The 16615-nt window shown below is 68.8% G+C and carries 17 protein-coding genes; 11 read left to right on the top strand and 6 right to left on the bottom strand.

Features of this window, described 5'->3' with window-relative positions:
* Positions 1 to 6 precede the first annotated feature (6 nt).
* Entirely contained in the window at positions 7 to 828 is an 822-nt protein-coding gene (locus tag DL990_RS32060) for an MIP/aquaporin family protein (RefSeq protein WP_125800917.1), read from the bottom strand.
* A gap of 151 nt (positions 829 to 979) precedes the next feature.
* Between DL990_RS32060 and DL990_RS32055 the strand changes: the two genes are divergently transcribed.
* The 5 genes from DL990_RS32055 to DL990_RS32035 all read left to right on the top strand — a co-directional run bounded on the left by DL990_RS32055 (position 980) and on the right by DL990_RS32035 (position 4970).
* Positions 980 to 1747, top strand: a complete 768-nt coding sequence (locus tag DL990_RS32055; protein ID WP_125787024.1) for an IclR family transcriptional regulator — start codon at positions 980 to 982, stop codon at positions 1745 to 1747.
* Between the two features lie 13 nt (positions 1748 to 1760).
* Positions 1761 to 3713, top strand: a complete 1953-nt coding sequence (gene glpK / locus DL990_RS32050) for a glycerol kinase GlpK (RefSeq protein ID WP_125787023.1) — start codon at positions 1761 to 1763, stop codon at positions 3711 to 3713.
* A 172-nt stretch (positions 3714 to 3885) separates the two neighbouring features.
* A complete protein-coding gene (locus tag DL990_RS32045; protein WP_125787022.1) occupies positions 3886 to 4155 on the top strand; it encodes a hypothetical protein in 270 nt (89 codons plus the stop codon).
* 152 nt (positions 4156 to 4307) lie between these two features.
* Positions 4308 to 4682 (top strand): hypothetical protein, encoded by a 375-nt coding sequence (locus tag DL990_RS32040; RefSeq protein ID WP_233620634.1) that lies wholly within the window; start codon positions 4308 to 4310, stop codon positions 4680 to 4682.
* Between the two features lie 75 nt (positions 4683 to 4757).
* Positions 4758 to 4970 carry a hypothetical protein gene (locus DL990_RS32035; RefSeq protein ID WP_125800916.1) on the top strand — a complete coding sequence of 71 codons (213 nt, stop codon included), beginning with the start codon at positions 4758 to 4760 and terminating at the stop codon, positions 4968 to 4970.
* Here DL990_RS32035 and DL990_RS32030 read toward each other — a convergent pair.
* Positions 4927 to 5562 carry a MerR family transcriptional regulator gene (locus DL990_RS32030; protein ID WP_125800915.1) on the bottom strand — a complete coding sequence of 212 codons (636 nt, stop codon included), beginning with the start codon at positions 5560 to 5562 and terminating at the stop codon, positions 4927 to 4929. The two genes, DL990_RS32035 and DL990_RS32030, sit on opposite strands and share 44 nt — an antisense overlap.
* Before the next feature lie 347 nt (positions 5563 to 5909).
* Between DL990_RS32030 and DL990_RS32025 the strand changes: the two genes are divergently transcribed.
* From DL990_RS32025 to DL990_RS32010, 4 genes are all read left to right on the top strand, one after another.
* The gene (locus tag DL990_RS32025) at positions 5910 to 6773 is read left to right on the top strand and encodes an alkaline phosphatase family protein (protein WP_125800914.1); all 864 of its coding nucleotides are present in this window, start codon (positions 5910 to 5912) and stop codon (positions 6771 to 6773) included.
* 91 nt (positions 6774 to 6864) lie between these two features.
* Positions 6865 to 7854, top strand: a complete 990-nt coding sequence (locus DL990_RS32020; protein ID WP_125800913.1) for a hypothetical protein — start codon at positions 6865 to 6867, stop codon at positions 7852 to 7854.
* A gap of 22 nt (positions 7855 to 7876) precedes the next feature.
* Positions 7877 to 8422, top strand: coding sequence for a cysteine hydrolase family protein (locus DL990_RS32015; protein ID WP_125787017.1), 546 nt, complete (start codon positions 7877 to 7879; stop codon positions 8420 to 8422).
* Between the two features lie 28 nt (positions 8423 to 8450).
* Positions 8451 to 8951 (top strand): VanZ family protein, encoded by a 501-nt coding sequence (locus DL990_RS32010; RefSeq protein ID WP_125800912.1) that lies wholly within the window; start codon positions 8451 to 8453, stop codon positions 8949 to 8951.
* On the opposite strand, the gene DL990_RS32005 is transcribed toward DL990_RS32010, so the two are convergent.
* The 3 genes from DL990_RS32005 to DL990_RS31995 all read right to left on the bottom strand — a co-directional run bounded on the left by DL990_RS32005 (position 8915) and on the right by DL990_RS31995 (position 12226).
* Positions 8915 to 10606: an NAD(P)/FAD-dependent oxidoreductase gene (locus DL990_RS32005; RefSeq protein WP_125800911.1), complete on the bottom strand. Its 1692-nt coding sequence runs from the start codon at positions 10604 to 10606 to the stop codon at positions 8915 to 8917. The two genes, DL990_RS32010 and DL990_RS32005, sit on opposite strands and share 37 nt — an antisense overlap.
* Positions 10603 to 11358, bottom strand: a complete 756-nt coding sequence (locus tag DL990_RS32000; protein ID WP_125800910.1) for a carbon-nitrogen hydrolase family protein — start codon at positions 11356 to 11358, stop codon at positions 10603 to 10605. The genes DL990_RS32005 and DL990_RS32000 overlap by 4 nt, the downstream gene beginning before the upstream one ends.
* A 304-nt stretch (positions 11359 to 11662) precedes the next feature.
* On the bottom strand, positions 11663 to 12226 hold the full coding sequence (locus DL990_RS31995) for a DinB family protein (protein WP_125787013.1): 564 nt from the start codon (positions 12224 to 12226) through the stop codon (positions 11663 to 11665).
* 92 nt (positions 12227 to 12318) lie between these two features.
* Here DL990_RS31995 and DL990_RS31990 point away from each other — a divergent pair, with 92 nt between their 5' ends.
* Complete coding sequence (locus DL990_RS31990; protein WP_125800909.1) at positions 12319 to 13272, top strand: YafY family protein; 954 nt, start codon at positions 12319 to 12321, stop codon at positions 13270 to 13272.
* 133 nt (positions 13273 to 13405) lie between these two features.
* Here DL990_RS31990 and DL990_RS31985 read toward each other — a convergent pair whose 3' ends face one another.
* Positions 13406 to 15223 carry an NAD(P)/FAD-dependent oxidoreductase gene (locus DL990_RS31985; protein WP_125800908.1) on the bottom strand — a complete coding sequence of 606 codons (1818 nt, stop codon included), beginning with the start codon at positions 15221 to 15223 and terminating at the stop codon, positions 13406 to 13408.
* Between the two features lie 157 nt (positions 15224 to 15380).
* Here DL990_RS31985 and DL990_RS31980 point away from each other — a divergent pair, with 157 nt between their 5' ends.
* Positions 15381 to 16583 (top strand): helix-turn-helix domain-containing protein, encoded by a 1203-nt coding sequence (locus DL990_RS31980; protein ID WP_125787010.1) that lies wholly within the window; start codon positions 15381 to 15383, stop codon positions 16581 to 16583.
* Positions 16584 to 16615 lie beyond the last annotated feature (32 nt).

The raw sequence follows: 16615 nt of genomic DNA, 5'->3' as shown, positions 1-16615 counted from the left end.
CGCTCCTTAAGAAACGCGCTCGATGTCCTTGGCGGGCAAGGCTTCCGGTGCCGGGTCGGCGGGCAGGTAGCGCTCGATGAAGAACTTGTAGATCGCACCGCCGATCACCGCGCCGATGACCGGCGCCACGATCGGGATCCACCAGTACGGATAGCCGTATTGGTCGGTGAACGCGGTGTCGTAACCGGTGAGCCAGGACATCAGCCGCGGGCCGAAGTCGCGGGCGGGGTTGATCGCGTAGCCGGCGTTGGTGCCCCAGGCCATGCCGATCGCGATCACCAGGAAGCCGACGACGACCGGGGCGAGGTTCGCGGCGGGCGCGGTGTTGCGGAGATCGGTGATGGCGAAGATCACCAGCGCGAGGATCGCGGTCCCGATGATCTGGTCGCGGAAGGCGCCCCAGTCACCCACCGGAAGGGTTCCGTTACCCGGAAGGGTGGAGAAGACACCCTGGGTCTTGATGGTCAGGCCGGGGTCCGCGGCGTTGAGCACCTCGGTGTAGTTCCACCGCACCAGCAGCGCGGCGACGAACGCTCCGGCCGTCTGCGCCAAGGCGTACGGGGCGACCTTGCGCCACGAAAAGCCCTTGAACACCGCGAACGCCACCGTGATGGCGGGGTTCAGATGCGCCCCGCTGATCCGTGAAGCCACGTAGATACCGAGCGTGACACCGATTCCCCAGGCCCACGCGATGCTGTCGTGGTCCCCGATGCCCGCGGCGACGACCTGCGCCACCACCCCGCAGCCGAACAGGATGAGGATCATCGTCCCGACGAACTCCGCCGCCAGTTCGCCCGCCAGTCCGCGAGCTTTGAGGTTTCGCACCATTGCTTCCTCCACAAAGGACACCGTTGCCCTGTTGAGGCCGAAGTTAAGTTCGCGGAAACGCGGGGTCAACGGACACCGGTCGGCATTGTCGAACGCGCGAAGACGATGTTCGACATTGTCGAATCAGGGCCGGTCGGGCTACGGTTGAGCCGTGCCCGGTCCGATCCAGTCCATCGAGCGCGCCGCCGCGATCCTGCGGTTGCTGGCGCGCGGTTCGGGGCGTCTGGGGGTCGGCGAGATCGCCGATTCCCTCGAACTCGCCAAGGGAACGGCGCACGGGATCCTGCGCACCCTGCAAGGGGTCGGCTTTGTCGAACAGGACCGCGACACCGGGAAATACCAACTCGGCGCGGCGCTGCTGCACCTCGGCACGAGCTACCTCGACGTCAACGAACTCAGGTCACGTGCGATCAACTGGGCCGACGCGCTGGCCGCGCGCAGCGGTGAAGCCGTCCGGATCGGCGCGCCGCTGGAAGGCCGGGTCCTGGTGGTGCACCACGTGTTCCGGCCCGACGACAGCCTGCAAACCCTGGACATCGGCACGCTTCTGCCGTTGCACGCGACGGCGCTCGGAAAAGTACTTCTGGCCTACGACACCGGTCTCGTGGCATCGTTGCGCAGCGGCGGACCGGAGGCCTACACCCGCCGGACCCTGGTCACCCAGACGGCGATCAAACGCGCCTGTGGCAAGGTGCGCGAGGCGGGCTGGGCGAGTGAGAACGGCGAGATGATCACCGGCGAGGCCGGGATAGCGGCGCCGATCCGCGGCCACGGCGGCATCGTGGTCGGCGCGATCGGGGTGTCCGGCGCGACGGAACGGATCTGTGAAGCCGACGGCAGCCCGATCCCGCGGCTGCTCGGCCACGTACGCGACGCGGCACGGGCGGTCTCCCGTGATCTCGGCGCGTCCCGATGGTGATGGAGGTGCTCGCGTGGTCCAGCGCTACGTGATGTCGATCGACCAGGGCACCACCTCGACGCGGTGCATCCTGTTCGACGCGCGCGGCAGGCTGGTCTCGGTCGCGCAGCGCGAACACCAGCAGCACTTCCCCCGGCCCGGCTGGGTCGAGCACGACGCGACCGAGATCTGGCGCAACGTCGGCCGGATCGTGCCGCAGGCGCTGGCCGACGCCGGTGCCGAACCGGCACAGGTGGTCGGCCTCGGCATCGCCAACCAGCGCGAGACGACGGTGCTGTGGGATCGGCACACCGGCAATCCGGTCGGGCGCGCGATCGTCTGGCAGGACACCCGCACCGACGCGATGCTCGAACACCTCGCCCGCGAGCCGGGCGCCGACCGCGTCCGGCGGCTGTGCGGGTTGCCGCTGGCAACGTACTTCTCCGCACCGCGTATCCGGTGGATGCTGGAAAGGACTCCCGGCCTGCGGGAACGCGCCGAGCGCGGCGACGTGCTGTTCGGGACGGTGGAGAGCTGGCTGATCTGGAACCTGACCGGCGGTCCCGATGGCGGCGTCCACATCACCGACGTCACCAACGCCTCGCGCACCATGCTGATGAACCTGCGGACGCTGTCCTGGGACGACGAACTGCTGGAGTTCTTCGACGTCCCCCGCGCGATGCTGCCGCGGATCCGGCCGTCGACCGAGGTGTACGGGACGACGTCACGGGTGGTGCCGGGGATCCGGATCGCGGCGGCACTCGGCGACCAGCAGGCGGCGTTGTTCGGCCAGACCTGCTTCGCGCCCGGCGAGGCGAAGTGCACGTACGGCACGGGCAGCTTCCTGCTGCTCAACACCGGCCCGACGCCCGTGCTCTCGACCCACGGCATGCTGACCACCGTCGGGTTCAAGATCGGCGACGAGCCCGCCGTGTACGCCCTCGAAGGGTCGATCGCCGTCACCGGATCGCTGGTGCAGTGGTTCCGCGACGGGCTCGAACTGATCGGCAGCGCGCCCGAGATCGAGACGCTCGCGCGGACGGTCGAAGACAACGGCGGCTGCTACATAGTGCCCGCCTTCTCGGGCCTGTTCGCGCCGCACTGGCACAGCGAGGCACGCGGCGTGATCGCCGGACTGACGTCGTACATCACCAAGGGACACCTCGCCAGGGCCGTCCTGGAAGCGACGGGCTGGCAGACCCGCGAGGTCGTCGACGCGATGAACGCCGATTCGGGGCTCGCGCTGTCGACGCTCAAAGTGGACGGTGGGATGACCGCGGACAACCTGCTGATGCAGTTCGTCGCCGACGTCCTCGACGTGCCGGTGGTGCGCCCGATGGTCGCCGAGACGGTGTCACTGGGCGCGGCGTACGCGGCCGGATTGTCGGTCGGCTACTGGCCGGACCTGGAGGGCCTGCGCCGGAACTGGCACCGCGCCGGACAGTGGCTGCCGACGATGGACCCGGCCCGCCGCGACAGCGAATACTCGCACTGGCGCCAGGCCGTGGAGCTGACCTTCGGCTGGATGCGCCCGGGCCCGACGGCCGCTCCCCCCGGCTCCGACCTGGTCGAGGTCGTCCTGGCCGACCACCGCCGGATCGAACAGCTGTTCCGGGACCTCCGCAACGACGAGGCCGATCGTCGGGCGCTGATCGCGGAACTTTCGGCGGCGCTGGTCGCCCATGCGACCGCGACCGAACGGATCGTCCGTCCCGATGCGACAGAGAGCGGGCTCGGCGCCGAACTGCTGGCCGTGCTGGAGGCCGGCGACTCCGAGAAAGCGCTGGCGGCACTGGAGAATTCGGTGGACGCGCATATCCGCGCGGAGGAACGCGGGCTGCTGAACGAACTCCGGCGCACACTGTCCACTTCGGACCGTACCGGGCTCGGCCGCGCGTTCGTGGCCGAACGGCAGCGGCAGCTCGACCTCGACTGCGGCTCCGCCGCGCACGTCCGCGAGCAGGGCTCCCGGCTACGGCTCTCGTGACTCGCCGGTAGGTCGTGTTAGCCTGTCGCCGTGCGCCGCTGGACTCGACTCGTAGTCAAGCGCGCCGGCTGAACCAGGTCGCCGGCGCGCAGTCCGGCGACCCCTCGACACGGGGCATTTCCCGGGACCTGGCCCTCCATGGCCTGTACGTTTCCCGCCCTTGGAGCCCGCGATGTCCGCTGTTTCGTTTCAGATCCCCGCCCCGCGCTCGTCCATGCTGGTCCGACGCCGGATCGCGACCTACTTCGTCGGCGGCGTCGACCAGATTCCCGGCCTGGTCGACGCGCTCGGCTGCCTCGTCCACGACCTGTCGGTCGACGTGCGCGACGGGGTCCGCGAAAGCACCATGACCTGCGCCGTCCTGATCGACGCCGGTGAGGTCGAGCCCCTGCTGGACCGGCTGCGCGGACTGTCCTCGGTCGTCTCGTCCGAACTGGTCTGACCGCCGGCCGCGGGCCCGAAAGTCGTGACTCGCGTGATCAGAGACGTAACTAGCGTGATTGAAGGCGCATCTCACGAGTTACGTCCCCAATCACGCGAGTTACGGCTCTGATCACGCGAGTTCGGCGCTAAGTCCCCTATGCTCGAAGTCTCTTGCACGGTTCCGTGCAGCCGGCGGGCAAGGCCGTCAAGAAGGTGCCGTCGCGAGGGACCACCGACCCGGTCAAGGACGGGACGACCTACATCACCGCGGGCGGCGGTGGCGGCAGCGTCTCCGAGTTCCCCGCCCCCGACACCTACCTCGGCCAAGAGACCGGCAACGACTCCCCCGTCCCGATGAAGTACTCGGAACAGGACGGCCAGGACCGCACCAAGAAGGTCACCTGGTCCCGTGTCCGGTTCCGCGACTACAGCCTGGTCACGGTCGACGTCATCGCGGGCACGGGCACCACACCGCCCAAAATGGACGTTCGCGCGATCAGCGCCGACGGCACCCTGGTCGACCAGATCATCGTGCGGCGCTCCTGACCCGCCTTCCTCCCGTTACAGAGTCATGACATGAACAAGACGGGGCCACGATGAACGTTCCCGAACATCTGCATCATGCTCGACCAACGAACCACGCCCATCGCGGTACCCGGTGCGAAGCGGCGACCACGGCTTCCGGTGACGATCCTGGCCGTCTTCCTGGTGATCGCCGGAATCCTCGGTTACGTGGTCATCCTGTCCGGTTTCGCCGAAGGCACGAGCCTCGACGTGGCGACGGCTGCGGCTACCTCGGCGGCCGTGTCCCTGGCTCCCCGTCTGCGAAAGTGACTTCGGCGGCGTTTTCCACGGTCGTTCTGAAAGCGCTTACCAGCAGCTCGGCGAAACAGGACCACGGAGCCGCCGAGACACCCCCGGTCTGGACTTTCAGAGCGGCCAGTTGCTCGCCGGCCAGCGGCGCCACCCGGTCCATGAACTGGCCGAGGAACCGCAGGGCCATGACGGGCGGGATCCCGGCACCGGCAAGCTCGGCCACCGCGCGGGAAACGGACGGGCGCACGACGGCAGGCGCTCCCTCGTCGTCCTTGCCGAGCACGCCGTGCCGTTCCAGGCACCGGGCGACGGCGGGCTGTTCGCGGGCGAGGTCGGCCATCGCGGCCTCCAGCCGTTCGGCGCCGTCCACTGTGGTCGTTCCGAGCATCGCGGCGATGGACACCAGGTTGAAGCCCTGTTTCTGCAGCATCGTGATGCGCCGCAGCCGCCGCAGATGGGCCGGGCCGTAGTAGGCGGACCTGCCGTGCCGGACCGGCGGGGCGAGCAGACCTCTCGTCTGATGGGCCCGGATATTGCGCGCCGACATGCCGATGATCGTCGAGAGTTCTTCGATCGTGTATCCGGCCGGTCTCGGCGAAAAGGGCTTCACGCCGAACAGCTTAACCAATGGTCGGATGAGTACACCACAACACCGGCGCAATGGTGACGCAACTGCCAGCCGGCTGAATCAGCGAGTTGCCACAAGTTCATCGGTTCGCCGCCCCGAACACAAGGCGAAGAGGTGCTTTACATGGTTTCGTGCCAAGTAATGTCGGTTTTGGGGCGTTCTACCCCCGCGGATTGCTCCAGTCAGGCGATCTTGATGGGCCCAAGACTTTCCTGCCGTTTAAATGCAGCTGAGACATCTGATGTCTCAGCTCTGTCGACGCCTTCGGAGCGTCGCTGAACCCGATGGCCGGTCGTCAAAGTTTCAACCTTTTCCCAGGAGGTTTCTGCATGTTCTGGAAACGGATCGCGGTCGCGGCGGTGGCCGCGACCGGCTTGGCCACGGGGCTGGTGGTGTCCCATCAGGACATTCCGGCCGCCGCGACGGAGCCGGCCGCCGCGACGGTCCCCGCCTTCGACCACATCGTCCTCGTGATGTTCGAGAACAAGGACTACAAGGAGATCAGCGGCAGCTCCAAGGCTCCGTATCTCAACAAACTCGCCTCGCAGGGCGCCAAGTTCACCAAGGCGTACGGGACGACCCATCCCAGCCAGCCGAACTACATCGCCCAGTTCGCGGGTTCGACGCACGGCGTCGACAGCAACAAATGCCAGGATCTCGGGAACAAGGAGAACATCGCTTCCCAGCTGGCGGGGATCGGCAAGAAGTTCACCGGCTACGCGGAAAGCATGCCCTCCGACGGCTACACGGGGTGCACGAAGGGCAAATACGCCCGCAAGCACAACAGCTGGGTCAGCTTCAGCAATGTCCCGGCGTCGGCGAACAAAAGGTTCTCGTCGTTCCCGAGCGACTTCACCAAGCTGCCGCACGTCGCTTTCGTGACCCCGGACCTGTGCAGCGACATGCACGACTGCCCGGTCGACACCGGCGACAAATGGCTGAAGAACAACCTCGACGCCTACGCGCAGTGGGCCAAGACGCACAACAGCCTGCTGATCGTCAATTTCGACGAAGACAGCGGGACGTCGGTGAACCAGATCTTCACCACGTTCGTCGGCGCCCACGTGAAGCCGGGCAGCTACAGCGAATCCATCAACCACTACTCGATCCTCCGCACGATGGAGGCGGCGTTCGGCCTGCCGGGCATCGCCAACGCGGCGAACAAGCCGCCGATCACGAGCGTGTGGCAGTAACCGGGTGAACCCCGCGGGCGTGTCCACTGTGGACGCGCCCGCGGCCGGTAAAAGACGCTGTTCTCTTGGCTCCCCGCAGGAAGGCACGACCGTGAACACCCGCACCCGCGTCCTGATCGCCGTCACCGGAATACTCACACTGGCCACGGCCGCCGTGCTCTACGTCGGGGTGGCCGGCGCGCGCAACCAGGACACCGCGTCGGCGGGCACCCGCGACGCCGTCACCCTCGAAGGCGGGCGATTGCTGTTCCGCAGCACCGCCGACGCCGACCGCGGGCACGTGTCCAGCGTCAGCGCGGCCGATCCCGGCGGAACCCGGGCGGTGTCCACCGTCTCGTGCAGCCGGGTTTACGCGGCGGGCGGCACCGGGATCTGCCTGCGCCCGGAAACCGGGCTGACGACCTACCAGCTGGCCGTACTCGACAGCGCTCTCGCGGTCAAGCAGGAGATCCCGCTGGTCGGGCTGCCCAACCGGGCGCGCGTCTCGGCCGACGGACGGCGTCTCGCGTGGACGGTGTTCGTCACGGGCGACTCGTACAACGGCGGCCGGTTCTCCACCCGCGCCGGCACCCTCGACCTCACCACCGACAACGTCGAAGGCACGCTCGAGGACTTCGCAGTCACGGTGGACGGCAAGCCGTACAAGGCGGCCGACTTCAACTTCTGGGGCGTCACCTTCGCCAGGCAACCGAACCGGTTCTACGCGACCATGTCCACCGGCTCCCACCGGTACCTCGTCGAGGGCGACTCCCAGGCCAGGACCGTGAGGACGCTGCGGGACAACGTCGAATGCCCGTCGCTCTCCCCCGACGAGACCCGTATCGCCTACAAGGCCGCCATCGACGGCGATCCCGCCAAAGGCTGGCGGATCTCGGTGCTCGACCTCGCGAGCGGCACCGTGACACCGCTGGCCGAGACGCGGAACGTCGACGACCAGCCCGCCTGGCTCGACGACCGCACCGTCGCCTACGCCCTCCCCCGCACCCAAGGACATTCCGACGTCTGGGCCGTGTCCGCCGACGGCTCGGGGACTCCTCGCCTGCTCATCCCGGAGGCCGAATCACCCGCCGCGCTGCCCTAGGACACGGCCTAAGCTGCCGGATATGAAGGCCGCGCTGCTGATCGTCGACATGCAGGACATGCTCGTCCCCCTGGTGTGGCGCGGTGAGGAACTGGCGGCCCGGATCGCCGCGCTGGCGCGCCGGGCCAGGGCGGACGGCGTTCCGGTGATCGCCCTGCGGCAGGTCGGCGCGCCCGGCACCGACTTCGATCCCGCGTCACCGGGCACCCGGGTCAGCGCGCTGCTCGATCTCGAGCCGATCGACGTGGTGGTCGACAAGACGGCGACCGACTCGTTCTACCGCACGGGGCTGGCGGGGCTGCTCGTCGACCGGGGCGTCGACACCGTGGTGCTGACCGGGCTGGCCACCGACTACTGCGTCGACGCGACCGCCAGGTCCGCGCAGAGCCACGGTCTCGACGTCGTGCTGGTCGGCGACGGCCACGCGCCGTCCGCCGACGGCGACCCCACCACGGGCCTGACCGCCGAACAGGTCATCGCCCGGCACAACCTGCTCCTGTGCACCGCGATCCACCCGGGCGGCAGGCTGCGCGTGGTGCCCGCGGCGGAGGTCGAGTTCACCGGCTGAGCGAGCCTGCTCGTACGATCGGCTCGCCATGATCACGAACTTCCTCCTCGACCACTCCGCGCTCGTGCCGGTGGCGATCGCACTGGTCGCGCTCGTCTGCGCCGTCCTAGGCCACCTGTTCGCGGGCAAGCGGCGGATCCTGTGGGCCCTCACCGGCGCGTCCCTGGTACCGGTCTTCGCGCTGACGCTGATGCCCACCGCACACACGATCGACGGGATCCTGTGCACCGTCCAGTTCTCGCTGCCCACGCTCGGGGCGGTGGAACTCTTGGCCAACGTCGCCCTGTTCCTGCCGCCGGTGTACTTCGCCACGCTGGCGGCGGAGCGGCCGCTGACGATGTTCGCGGCGGGCTCGGCGCTGTCCGCGGTGATCGAGACGCTTCAGGCGTTCGTCCCCGCCTGCGACACCAACGACTGGCTGATGAACACCGTCGGCGCGGTACTCGGCGTGGCACTGGCGCTCGGCACGGCGTGGCTGGTGAAGCGCCGCGCTCAGTCCGGCAGCTCGATGGGCGCGATCTCGTCGTAGACGTCGCCCGGACCCGGGTTCGCCGGATCCGTCGCGCCGCCGAAGTGGTCGAGCACGCCCCACACCGCGTTGAGCGCCGTCTGGACGGCTCCTTCGGCCCAACCGGCCGTCCACGAGACGTCGTCGCCCGCCAGGAAGAGACCGCGGTGGCGCTCCTCCAGCCTGTCCTGTTTGAAGTGGGTGAACAGCCGGTGCTGGTAGCGGTAGTGGCCGGGCAGGTTGGCCTTGAACGCGCCCATGAAATGCGGTTCGGCCTCCCAGGACACGGTCACCGGGTCGCCGATGATGTGACGCCGGACGTCGACGCCCGGGTAGATCTCCTTCAGCGACTGCAACATCACCTCGACCCGCTCGGAGACCGAAAGCGGCAGCCACTTCAGCGAATCGTCGGCCCACGTGTAGGACAGGCAGATCACCGCGGGCGCGTCCGGGTCGTCACCGAGCAGATAGGTGCCGCGCGGCATGCGGTCGGTCAGCGTCATACTCATCGTGTCGCGGCCGGTCGCCGGATCCTTGTCCAGCCAGAAGGGCCGGTCCACCGGGACGAAGACCTTCGAGGACTCCATGTAGTGCGTGCGCTCGATCGCCGTCCAGTGGTCGATCGGGAACAGCGCCTCGTCGCAGGCGATCTTCGACAGCAGCATCCAGCTCTGCGCGGTGAACACCGCCGCCGGGTAGGTGCGGACGTGGCCTTCGGTGTCGGTCACGGTGATGTTGTTCGGCGCGGTGCGGTGCAGCCGGGCGACGCCGGGGTTCGGGCTTCCGCCGTGCAGTGAGCTCAAACTCGTTCCCGTGGGCCAGAAAGCGATGTCCTCGGGCGCGTGTTCCCACAACCGCAACGGAAGCTGCCTGCTCCCGCCGACGATGCTGCGGTGCTCGTCGTCGGCGCCGGTGTAGACCACCCGCAGGATCTCCAGGATCGAGTTCGGGAAGTCGGTGTCCCAGCCACCGGTGCCGAAGCCGACCTGCCCGAAGATCTCGCGGTCGCGGAACGAGGCGAACGCCGGCGAATCACAGAGGAAGCCGTAGAAGGTCTGGTTGTCCAGCCGCGGCACGAGTTCGTTCCACAGCCGCTTGATCGTCTTCGTGTCGCGCTCGCGGATCGCCTTCTGCATCTCGGTGAACGCCGCCTGCTCGGACAGCGTGCTGTCCCAGGCCGCGGCGACCTTGCCGAAGACGGCGGGCAGTTCGTCCGCGGTCCGCGCGTAGTGGCTCTCCCCCTTGAGATCGACGACGGTGCTCGGCGTTCCCGGCGCGAGCGGGTTCGGGAACGGCGTCGTCTCCAGGCCGACCTTGTCGATGTAGTGGAAGAGCGCGGTGGACGCCGGCGGGAACCGCATCGCGCCCATCTCCGCGACGACGTCGTCGGGGCAGCCGGGGAAGTTCACCGTGCGCAGGCGGCCGCCGATCTCGGCGATCTCGTACACGACCGGGCGCAGACCGAGTTTCATCAGCTCATACGCGGTGACGATGCCCGAGAGGCCACCGCCGATCACCGCCACCTCGGTGCCGTGCCGCTCGTCGGGGAGCGAGCCGAGCCCGGCGGGGTTGGCGAGGAAATCGTCGTAGGCGAACGGGAAATCGGGGCCGAACATGGTGATCGGGCGACCCGTGGATTCGTCGTGGTGGATCGCGGTCGGGAGAGCGGAGGTCATGCGGAAAGTCCTCGGTACAGATCGGGCCGTCGATCGGCCAGGTGGGTGTTCTCCAGGCGCGACGCGACGAGCGCGTCACGGGTGACTTCGGCACTGATCAGCTCCGGACCGGCGCCCGCGCGGGCGAGCACCTCACCGGTCGGGCCGACGACGCAGGATCGGCCGCAGTAGGTCAGTTCCTGTTCGGTGTCGCAGCGGTTCGCGTACGCGACGAACAGCTGGCTTTCGTAGGCGCGGGCGGGCACCAACGTGTCGGCGACCAGTTCGTACGGGCTCATCAGCGCGGTCGGCACCACGAGCAGTTCGGTCCCCGCCAGCGCGTGCGCCCGCACCAGTTCGGGGAACTCGACGTCGTAGCAGATCAGCAGGCCGATCCGGAGACCGCCGAGCTCGGCCTGCACAACCGCCTCGGTGCCCGGCTCGAACCGGTCGCGGTCGATGTCGCCGAACAAGTGGGTCTTGCGGTAGTTCGCCAGCCGCTGTCCGCCGGGGCCGATCAGCTGGACGCTGTTGTGGACGTGGTCACCGTCGGACTCGGGGTATCCGTAGGCCAGCGCGACGCCGGTTTCCTTCGCCAGCGCGGACATCCGGGCCGCTGCCGGACCGTCGGCCGGTTCGGCGAGCGCATGGGAGCGGGCGCCGATGTGGTAGCCGGTGGTGATCATCTCGGCGGCGATCACGAGATCGGCGCCCGACGCCGCGACGACGGACGGCAGCTCGGCATACGAGCCCTGATGGACGGCGACCTTCATACCGACGACGATATGCGCCGTTTCGATGTGCCGATAAGGGCGATCTGTTGCGGATAATGTCGGTGGACCGTCGAAAGGATGCAGTTAAATGCAATTCAGTGGCGATTTGTTGTCTGGATCACCCTCACGGCGGGGGTCGTTCTGGCCAAGGGTGTTTAGGTACCTGCTGGAGTGAGCCGGGTAGCGGCCGGTCCGTGAAGGACTCCTTGAGAGACCCAGAGTCCCTCAAGGAGTCCTTCACGGACCCCGGGAGGCCATCATGAGCCTCAGCAGCATCACCAGTCACAACAGGTGCGCGAAGGGATCAGGTCGACTTCTGACCGTCGATGCTCTCGCGCAGGATGTCGGCGTGGCCGGCGTGCTGGGCGGTCTCGGCGATGACGTGCGTCAGCACCCGGCGCACGCTGCGCACCGCGCCCGGCGGGTTCCAGGGCGCCTCCGGCAGCGGATGCGTGGCGGACAGGTCGGGGATCGTCGAGACGATCTCCGTCGTCCGCGCGGCGACCTGCTCGTAGCGCGCGAGGATTCCTGCCAGGGTGTCGCCGGGCAGCATCCTGAAGTTGTTCTGGTGGTCGATGGCCCACTGCGGGAACTCACGGGCGGTCCCGGCGCCGATGTCGGCCCAGGTGACGCCTTCCGGCAGGTCGTAGTTGATCGCTGACGGGCCCTCGACCGCGAACCGCAGCCACATCTCCTCGATCGAGGCGACGTGCTTGATCAGGCCGCCGAGGCTCAGTTCGCTGACCGTCGGATGCGCGTCGAGTTGCTCGTCCGTGAGCCCCTGGACGGTGGCGGTCAGCGCGGCGCGGATGGTGTCGAGGGCTTCGAGCAGGTCGGCGCGTTCGGCGTCGAGGATGGTGGTGGTCATCAGGCCCTCCGGGTTGTCGTTCTCTGGCACAAGACGACTCTCGCAGGAGTAGCGGACAGGTTGTGGCCTCTACTCGGGGCATCATGGAAAACATGCCGAAGACCTCCGCGCGTCTCCTGTCGATGCTCTCGTTGCTGCAGGCCCGCCGCGACTGGCCGGGAGCGCTGCTGGCCGAGCGGCTGGACATCAGCCCGCGCACCGTGCGGCGCGACGTCGACAGGCTCCGCGAGCTCGGCTACCCCATCGCGACGATCAAAGGTCCCGACGGCGGGTACCGGCTCGACGCCGGATCCGAACTGCCGCCGCTGCTCTTCGACGACGACCAGGCGGTCGCACTGGCCGTCGCGCTCCAGATCGCCACCACCAGCGGCGCGGGGATCGAGGAGGCGGCGATGCGGGCGCTGCACACCGTCCGGCAGGTGCTGCCCTCGCGGTTGCGGCGCCGGATCGACATGCTCCGGGTCACCGCCGTCGAATCACCCGCGAGCCGGCCGGAACCCCGCGTCGATGGCGACGTCCTGCTCGCGCTCGGCACGGCGGTGCACGCCCGCGAGATCCTCCGGTTCGACTACGCGGACGCGCCGCGCCGGGTGGAACCGCATCATCTCGTCACCTGGCACGGCCGCTGGTATCTCGTCGCCTGGGATCTCGATCGCGCGGACTGGCGCACCTTCCGCGCCGACCGGATCTCCCCGCGCACCCCGACCGGCCCGCGGTTCACGCCGCGTGAGCTGCCTGCCCCGGACGTCGCCACCTTCGTCGCGAGCCGGTTCCGGGGCTCTTCGGAATCCGGCGAGTGGCCGTGCCGCGGCGAAGTCATCCTCGACCTTCCCGCGGCCACTGTCTCCCACTACGTCCGAGACGGCGCGGTGGAAGAACTCGGGCCGGATCGGTGTCGTCTCGCGCTGGGGTCGTGGTCGTGGGCCGGGCTCGCGGCGAGTATCGGCCGGTTCGACGCCGACGTCGAAGTCGTCGGGCCTCCCGAACTGCGGGAGGCTTTCGCCGTCCTGGCCCGGCGTTACGCGAAGGCGGCCCGGGTCCGCTGAACACGGATACGACGCCGGGAACCGCCCAGGGTCTGGGGAACGGTGCCCGACGTCGTCGACCGCCCGGGGTCCGGAGGCGGCGCCCTCCGATGCTGGGACCGCCCGGGGTCCCGGCACTGAAGCTTCGTGTTCCTCACGCCTTGTGGTGCACCTCCTGCAGGCCGAACACCGGCGTCTGGATGCCCTCATAGCGCGCTTTCAGTTGCAGTGCGAGATAAAGCGAGTAGTGCCGCGACTGGTGCAGGTTCCCGCCCTGGAACCACAGGCCTTCCTTCCGGGTGGGCTTCCACATGTTGCGCTGCTCGCCCTCCCACGGGCCGGGGTCCTTCGTCGTCGCGGAGCCGAGGCCCCAGCATTTGCCGACGAGGTCCGCGGTCTCCTGGCCGACCAGGTCGGCGACCCAGCCGTTCATCGAGCCGTAGCCGGTGGCGTACACGACGAGGTCCGCTTTCAGTTCCGTGCCGTCGGACAGCACCACCGCGTCACGGGTCAGCCGGTCGACCTGGCCGTGGGCCAGCTTGATCTTCCCGTCGGCGACCAGTTCCGACGCGCCGACGTCGATGTAATAGCCGGAACCGCGGCGCAGGTACTTCAGGAACAGCCCGGATCCGTCGTCGCCCCAGTCGTGCTGGAACCCGGCCGCTTCCAGCCGCGCGTAGAAGTCCTTGTCCCGCTCACGGATCGCGTCGTACACCGGGATCTGGAACTGCGGCATGATCCGGTACGGGATCGACGCGAAGATCATGTCCGCCTTGTCGGTGGTGATCCCCGATCGCACCGCGCGTTCCGAGTACAGGTCGCCGAGTCCCAGCTCCATCAGCGAATCCGACTTCACCACATGGGTCGAGGACCGTTGCACCATGGTGACGTCGGCGCCGTGTTCCCACAGTGCCGCGCAGATGTCGTGCGCGGAGTTGTTGGAGCCGACCACGACCGCCTTCTTGCCGGCGTAGGAGTCCGGGCCGGGATGCTGGGACGAATGGTGCTGATCGCCTTCGAAGACGTCCATTCCGGGGAACGACGGGATGTTCGGTTTCCCGGACATCCCGGTCGCGAAAACGACGTGCCGCGGCGTGAGCACCAGTTCCTCGCCCTCACGGACGACGGTCACCAGCCACTGCTTCTGTTCCTCGTCCCAGGAAGCCGAGGTCACCTCGGTGCTGGTCCAATACGGCACCTCCATGAGCCGCGTGTACATCTCGAGCCAGTCGGCGATCTTGTCCTTGGGCGCGAACACCGGCCAGTTGTCCGGGAACGGCAGATAGGGCAGGTGGTCGTACCAGACCGGGTCGTGCAGGCAGAGGTTCTTGTACCGCTTGCGCCACGAGTCGCCGGGCCGTTCGTTGCGTTCCAGGACGAGCGTCGGCACGTCGAGCTGCCGCAGCCTGGCGCCGAGCGCGATCCCGCCCTGCCCGCCGCCGATCACGACGACGTACGGCTGCTGCTCGTAGCCGAGCCGGGTCCGTTCCTCTTCGCGTTTCTCGGCCCACGACTTCCGGCCGCGCACGATGCCGTGCTCGACGCCCTTGGGCCGCTGATCGTTGCGAGGTTCCTCGAAACCCTTGAGCTCCCGCAGGCTCGTCAACAGCGTCCAGGCGCCTTCGTCCTTCAGCCTCAAGTGGCCTTTCACGCGCCCCGTCGCGGTTTCGAACTCCAGCCACGCTTCGGTGACACCGTCGGCTTCGGTCGGCGTCTCGGTGGTGCGGAACCCGGACGGCTCGATCCGGTCGAGACAGGCGCCGAGCATGCCGGCCACCTCGTCGCGACCTTCGACCGTCTTGATCGTCCACGTGAAGGCGACCAGGTCGCGCCAGTAGCTGTCGACGGCGAAGAGCGCGGCGGCGGCTTCGGCGTCGCGGGCGGCGAGGGCCGATTCGAACCGGCTCAGCCAGGCATCGACCCGAGCCTGCGGCGAGCCCGTCGCCTCGATCCGGTCCACCGTCTGTGTCATGGCCACTCCTGAACGTCGGCGTTCGGCTGTTACCCCGATCACACGCCGCGGGCGGCTACGGCGGCAAGGGTTGCAGCGTGTTGCAGCCCGGCTCCTTGGCGCGCCTCGACCGGCGGACCTATGCTGGTCAGTCGACGCGATGGTGCGGAGGTGGCCTGTGGGCGTGCACAGTTCGGTCCCGCCCGGCGTCGACCTGCCGATGCACGCCCGGGACCTGATCCGCATGCACGAAGCCGTGATCGGCGGCGGCCGTCCGCGGGTCCGGCCGCGGCCGCTGGTTTCGCGGTCGTGGTCACGGATGCTGAGCCTGGGGCTCGCCGCCGACGGGGTGAACACCCGCGATTCGGTGCCGCTCGACGAGGTCGCCCGCCGTCGCCGCGCCTCCCCGCTGCGGTGGGTGATCGAGGACCTCGGGCAGGTGGTCGGCGCGACGGCCGACACCGCGAACATGCTGCTGGTGGTGACCGACGCCGAGGGCATCATCCTCTGGCGGGTCGGCTCGCCCGCGGTGCGGCGCCGGGCCGACACGCTGGGCTTCACCGAAGGCGCCGACTGGACCGAGGCCAGGGTCGGCACCAACGCGATCGGCACCGCGCTCGCCGAGGCCGCGCCGGTGGAACTGCTCGCGGGCGAACACTTCGAACAGGGCCAGCATCCTTGGTACTGCACCGCCTCGCCGGTACACGATCCGCGCACCGGCGAACTGCTCGGGGTGATCGACGTCAGCGGTCCCGCGCTGACCCTGCACCCGGCGATCGGCGCGCTGGTGGAGACCGGGCGGCGGCTGGTCGAATCCGAGCTCTGGCGCCACCACCAGCAGGGGCTCGACCGGTTGCGCCGGACCGCCGAACCGGTGGTGACCGGCGTGGGCGGCCCGGTACTGCTGGTGGACGACGACGGCTGGGTGGCCCACTCCGCGGGGGTCTCCTCCGGCGCGAGGATCGCCGCGCCCGCGGAAGGGCGGATCCTCGCCGTTCCCGGGCTGGGAGCCTGCCTTCCCGAACGGCTGTCAGAAGGCTGGCTCGTGCGCCCGGCCGACACCGCGCGCCGGGTCCGGCTGGATCTCGAACTCGGCCACGCGCCGATGCTGCGGATGGCCTCGGGTGACGTCGGCTGGGTCCGCACCGTGACGCCGCGGCACGCGGAGATCCTCGTGCACCTGCACACGGCGGGCCCGTCCGGGCTGTCGGCCGAGGCGCTCAGCCGGGCGCTCTACGGCGACGCCGAACATCTGGTCACCGTCCGCGCCGAGGTCTCCCGGCTGCGACGGCTGCTCGGCGCCATTGTGGACACCCGGCCGTACCGGCTGGCCGCCGGTGTCGGCCTGACAATCCATAAAGGACTCGAAGTCGGCGGCTGACCCGCCCCCGGTTGCCGGAGGACCAAGCCGGG

The sequence above is a fragment of the Amycolatopsis sp. WAC 01416 genome (assembly GCF_003947485.1).
In the GTDB taxonomy this organism is placed as follows: domain Bacteria; phylum Actinomycetota; class Actinomycetes; order Mycobacteriales; family Pseudonocardiaceae; genus Amycolatopsis.
The sequence above is the reverse complement of the archived record's forward strand: the minus strand, read 5'-3'. Positions and strand labels throughout refer to the sequence as shown.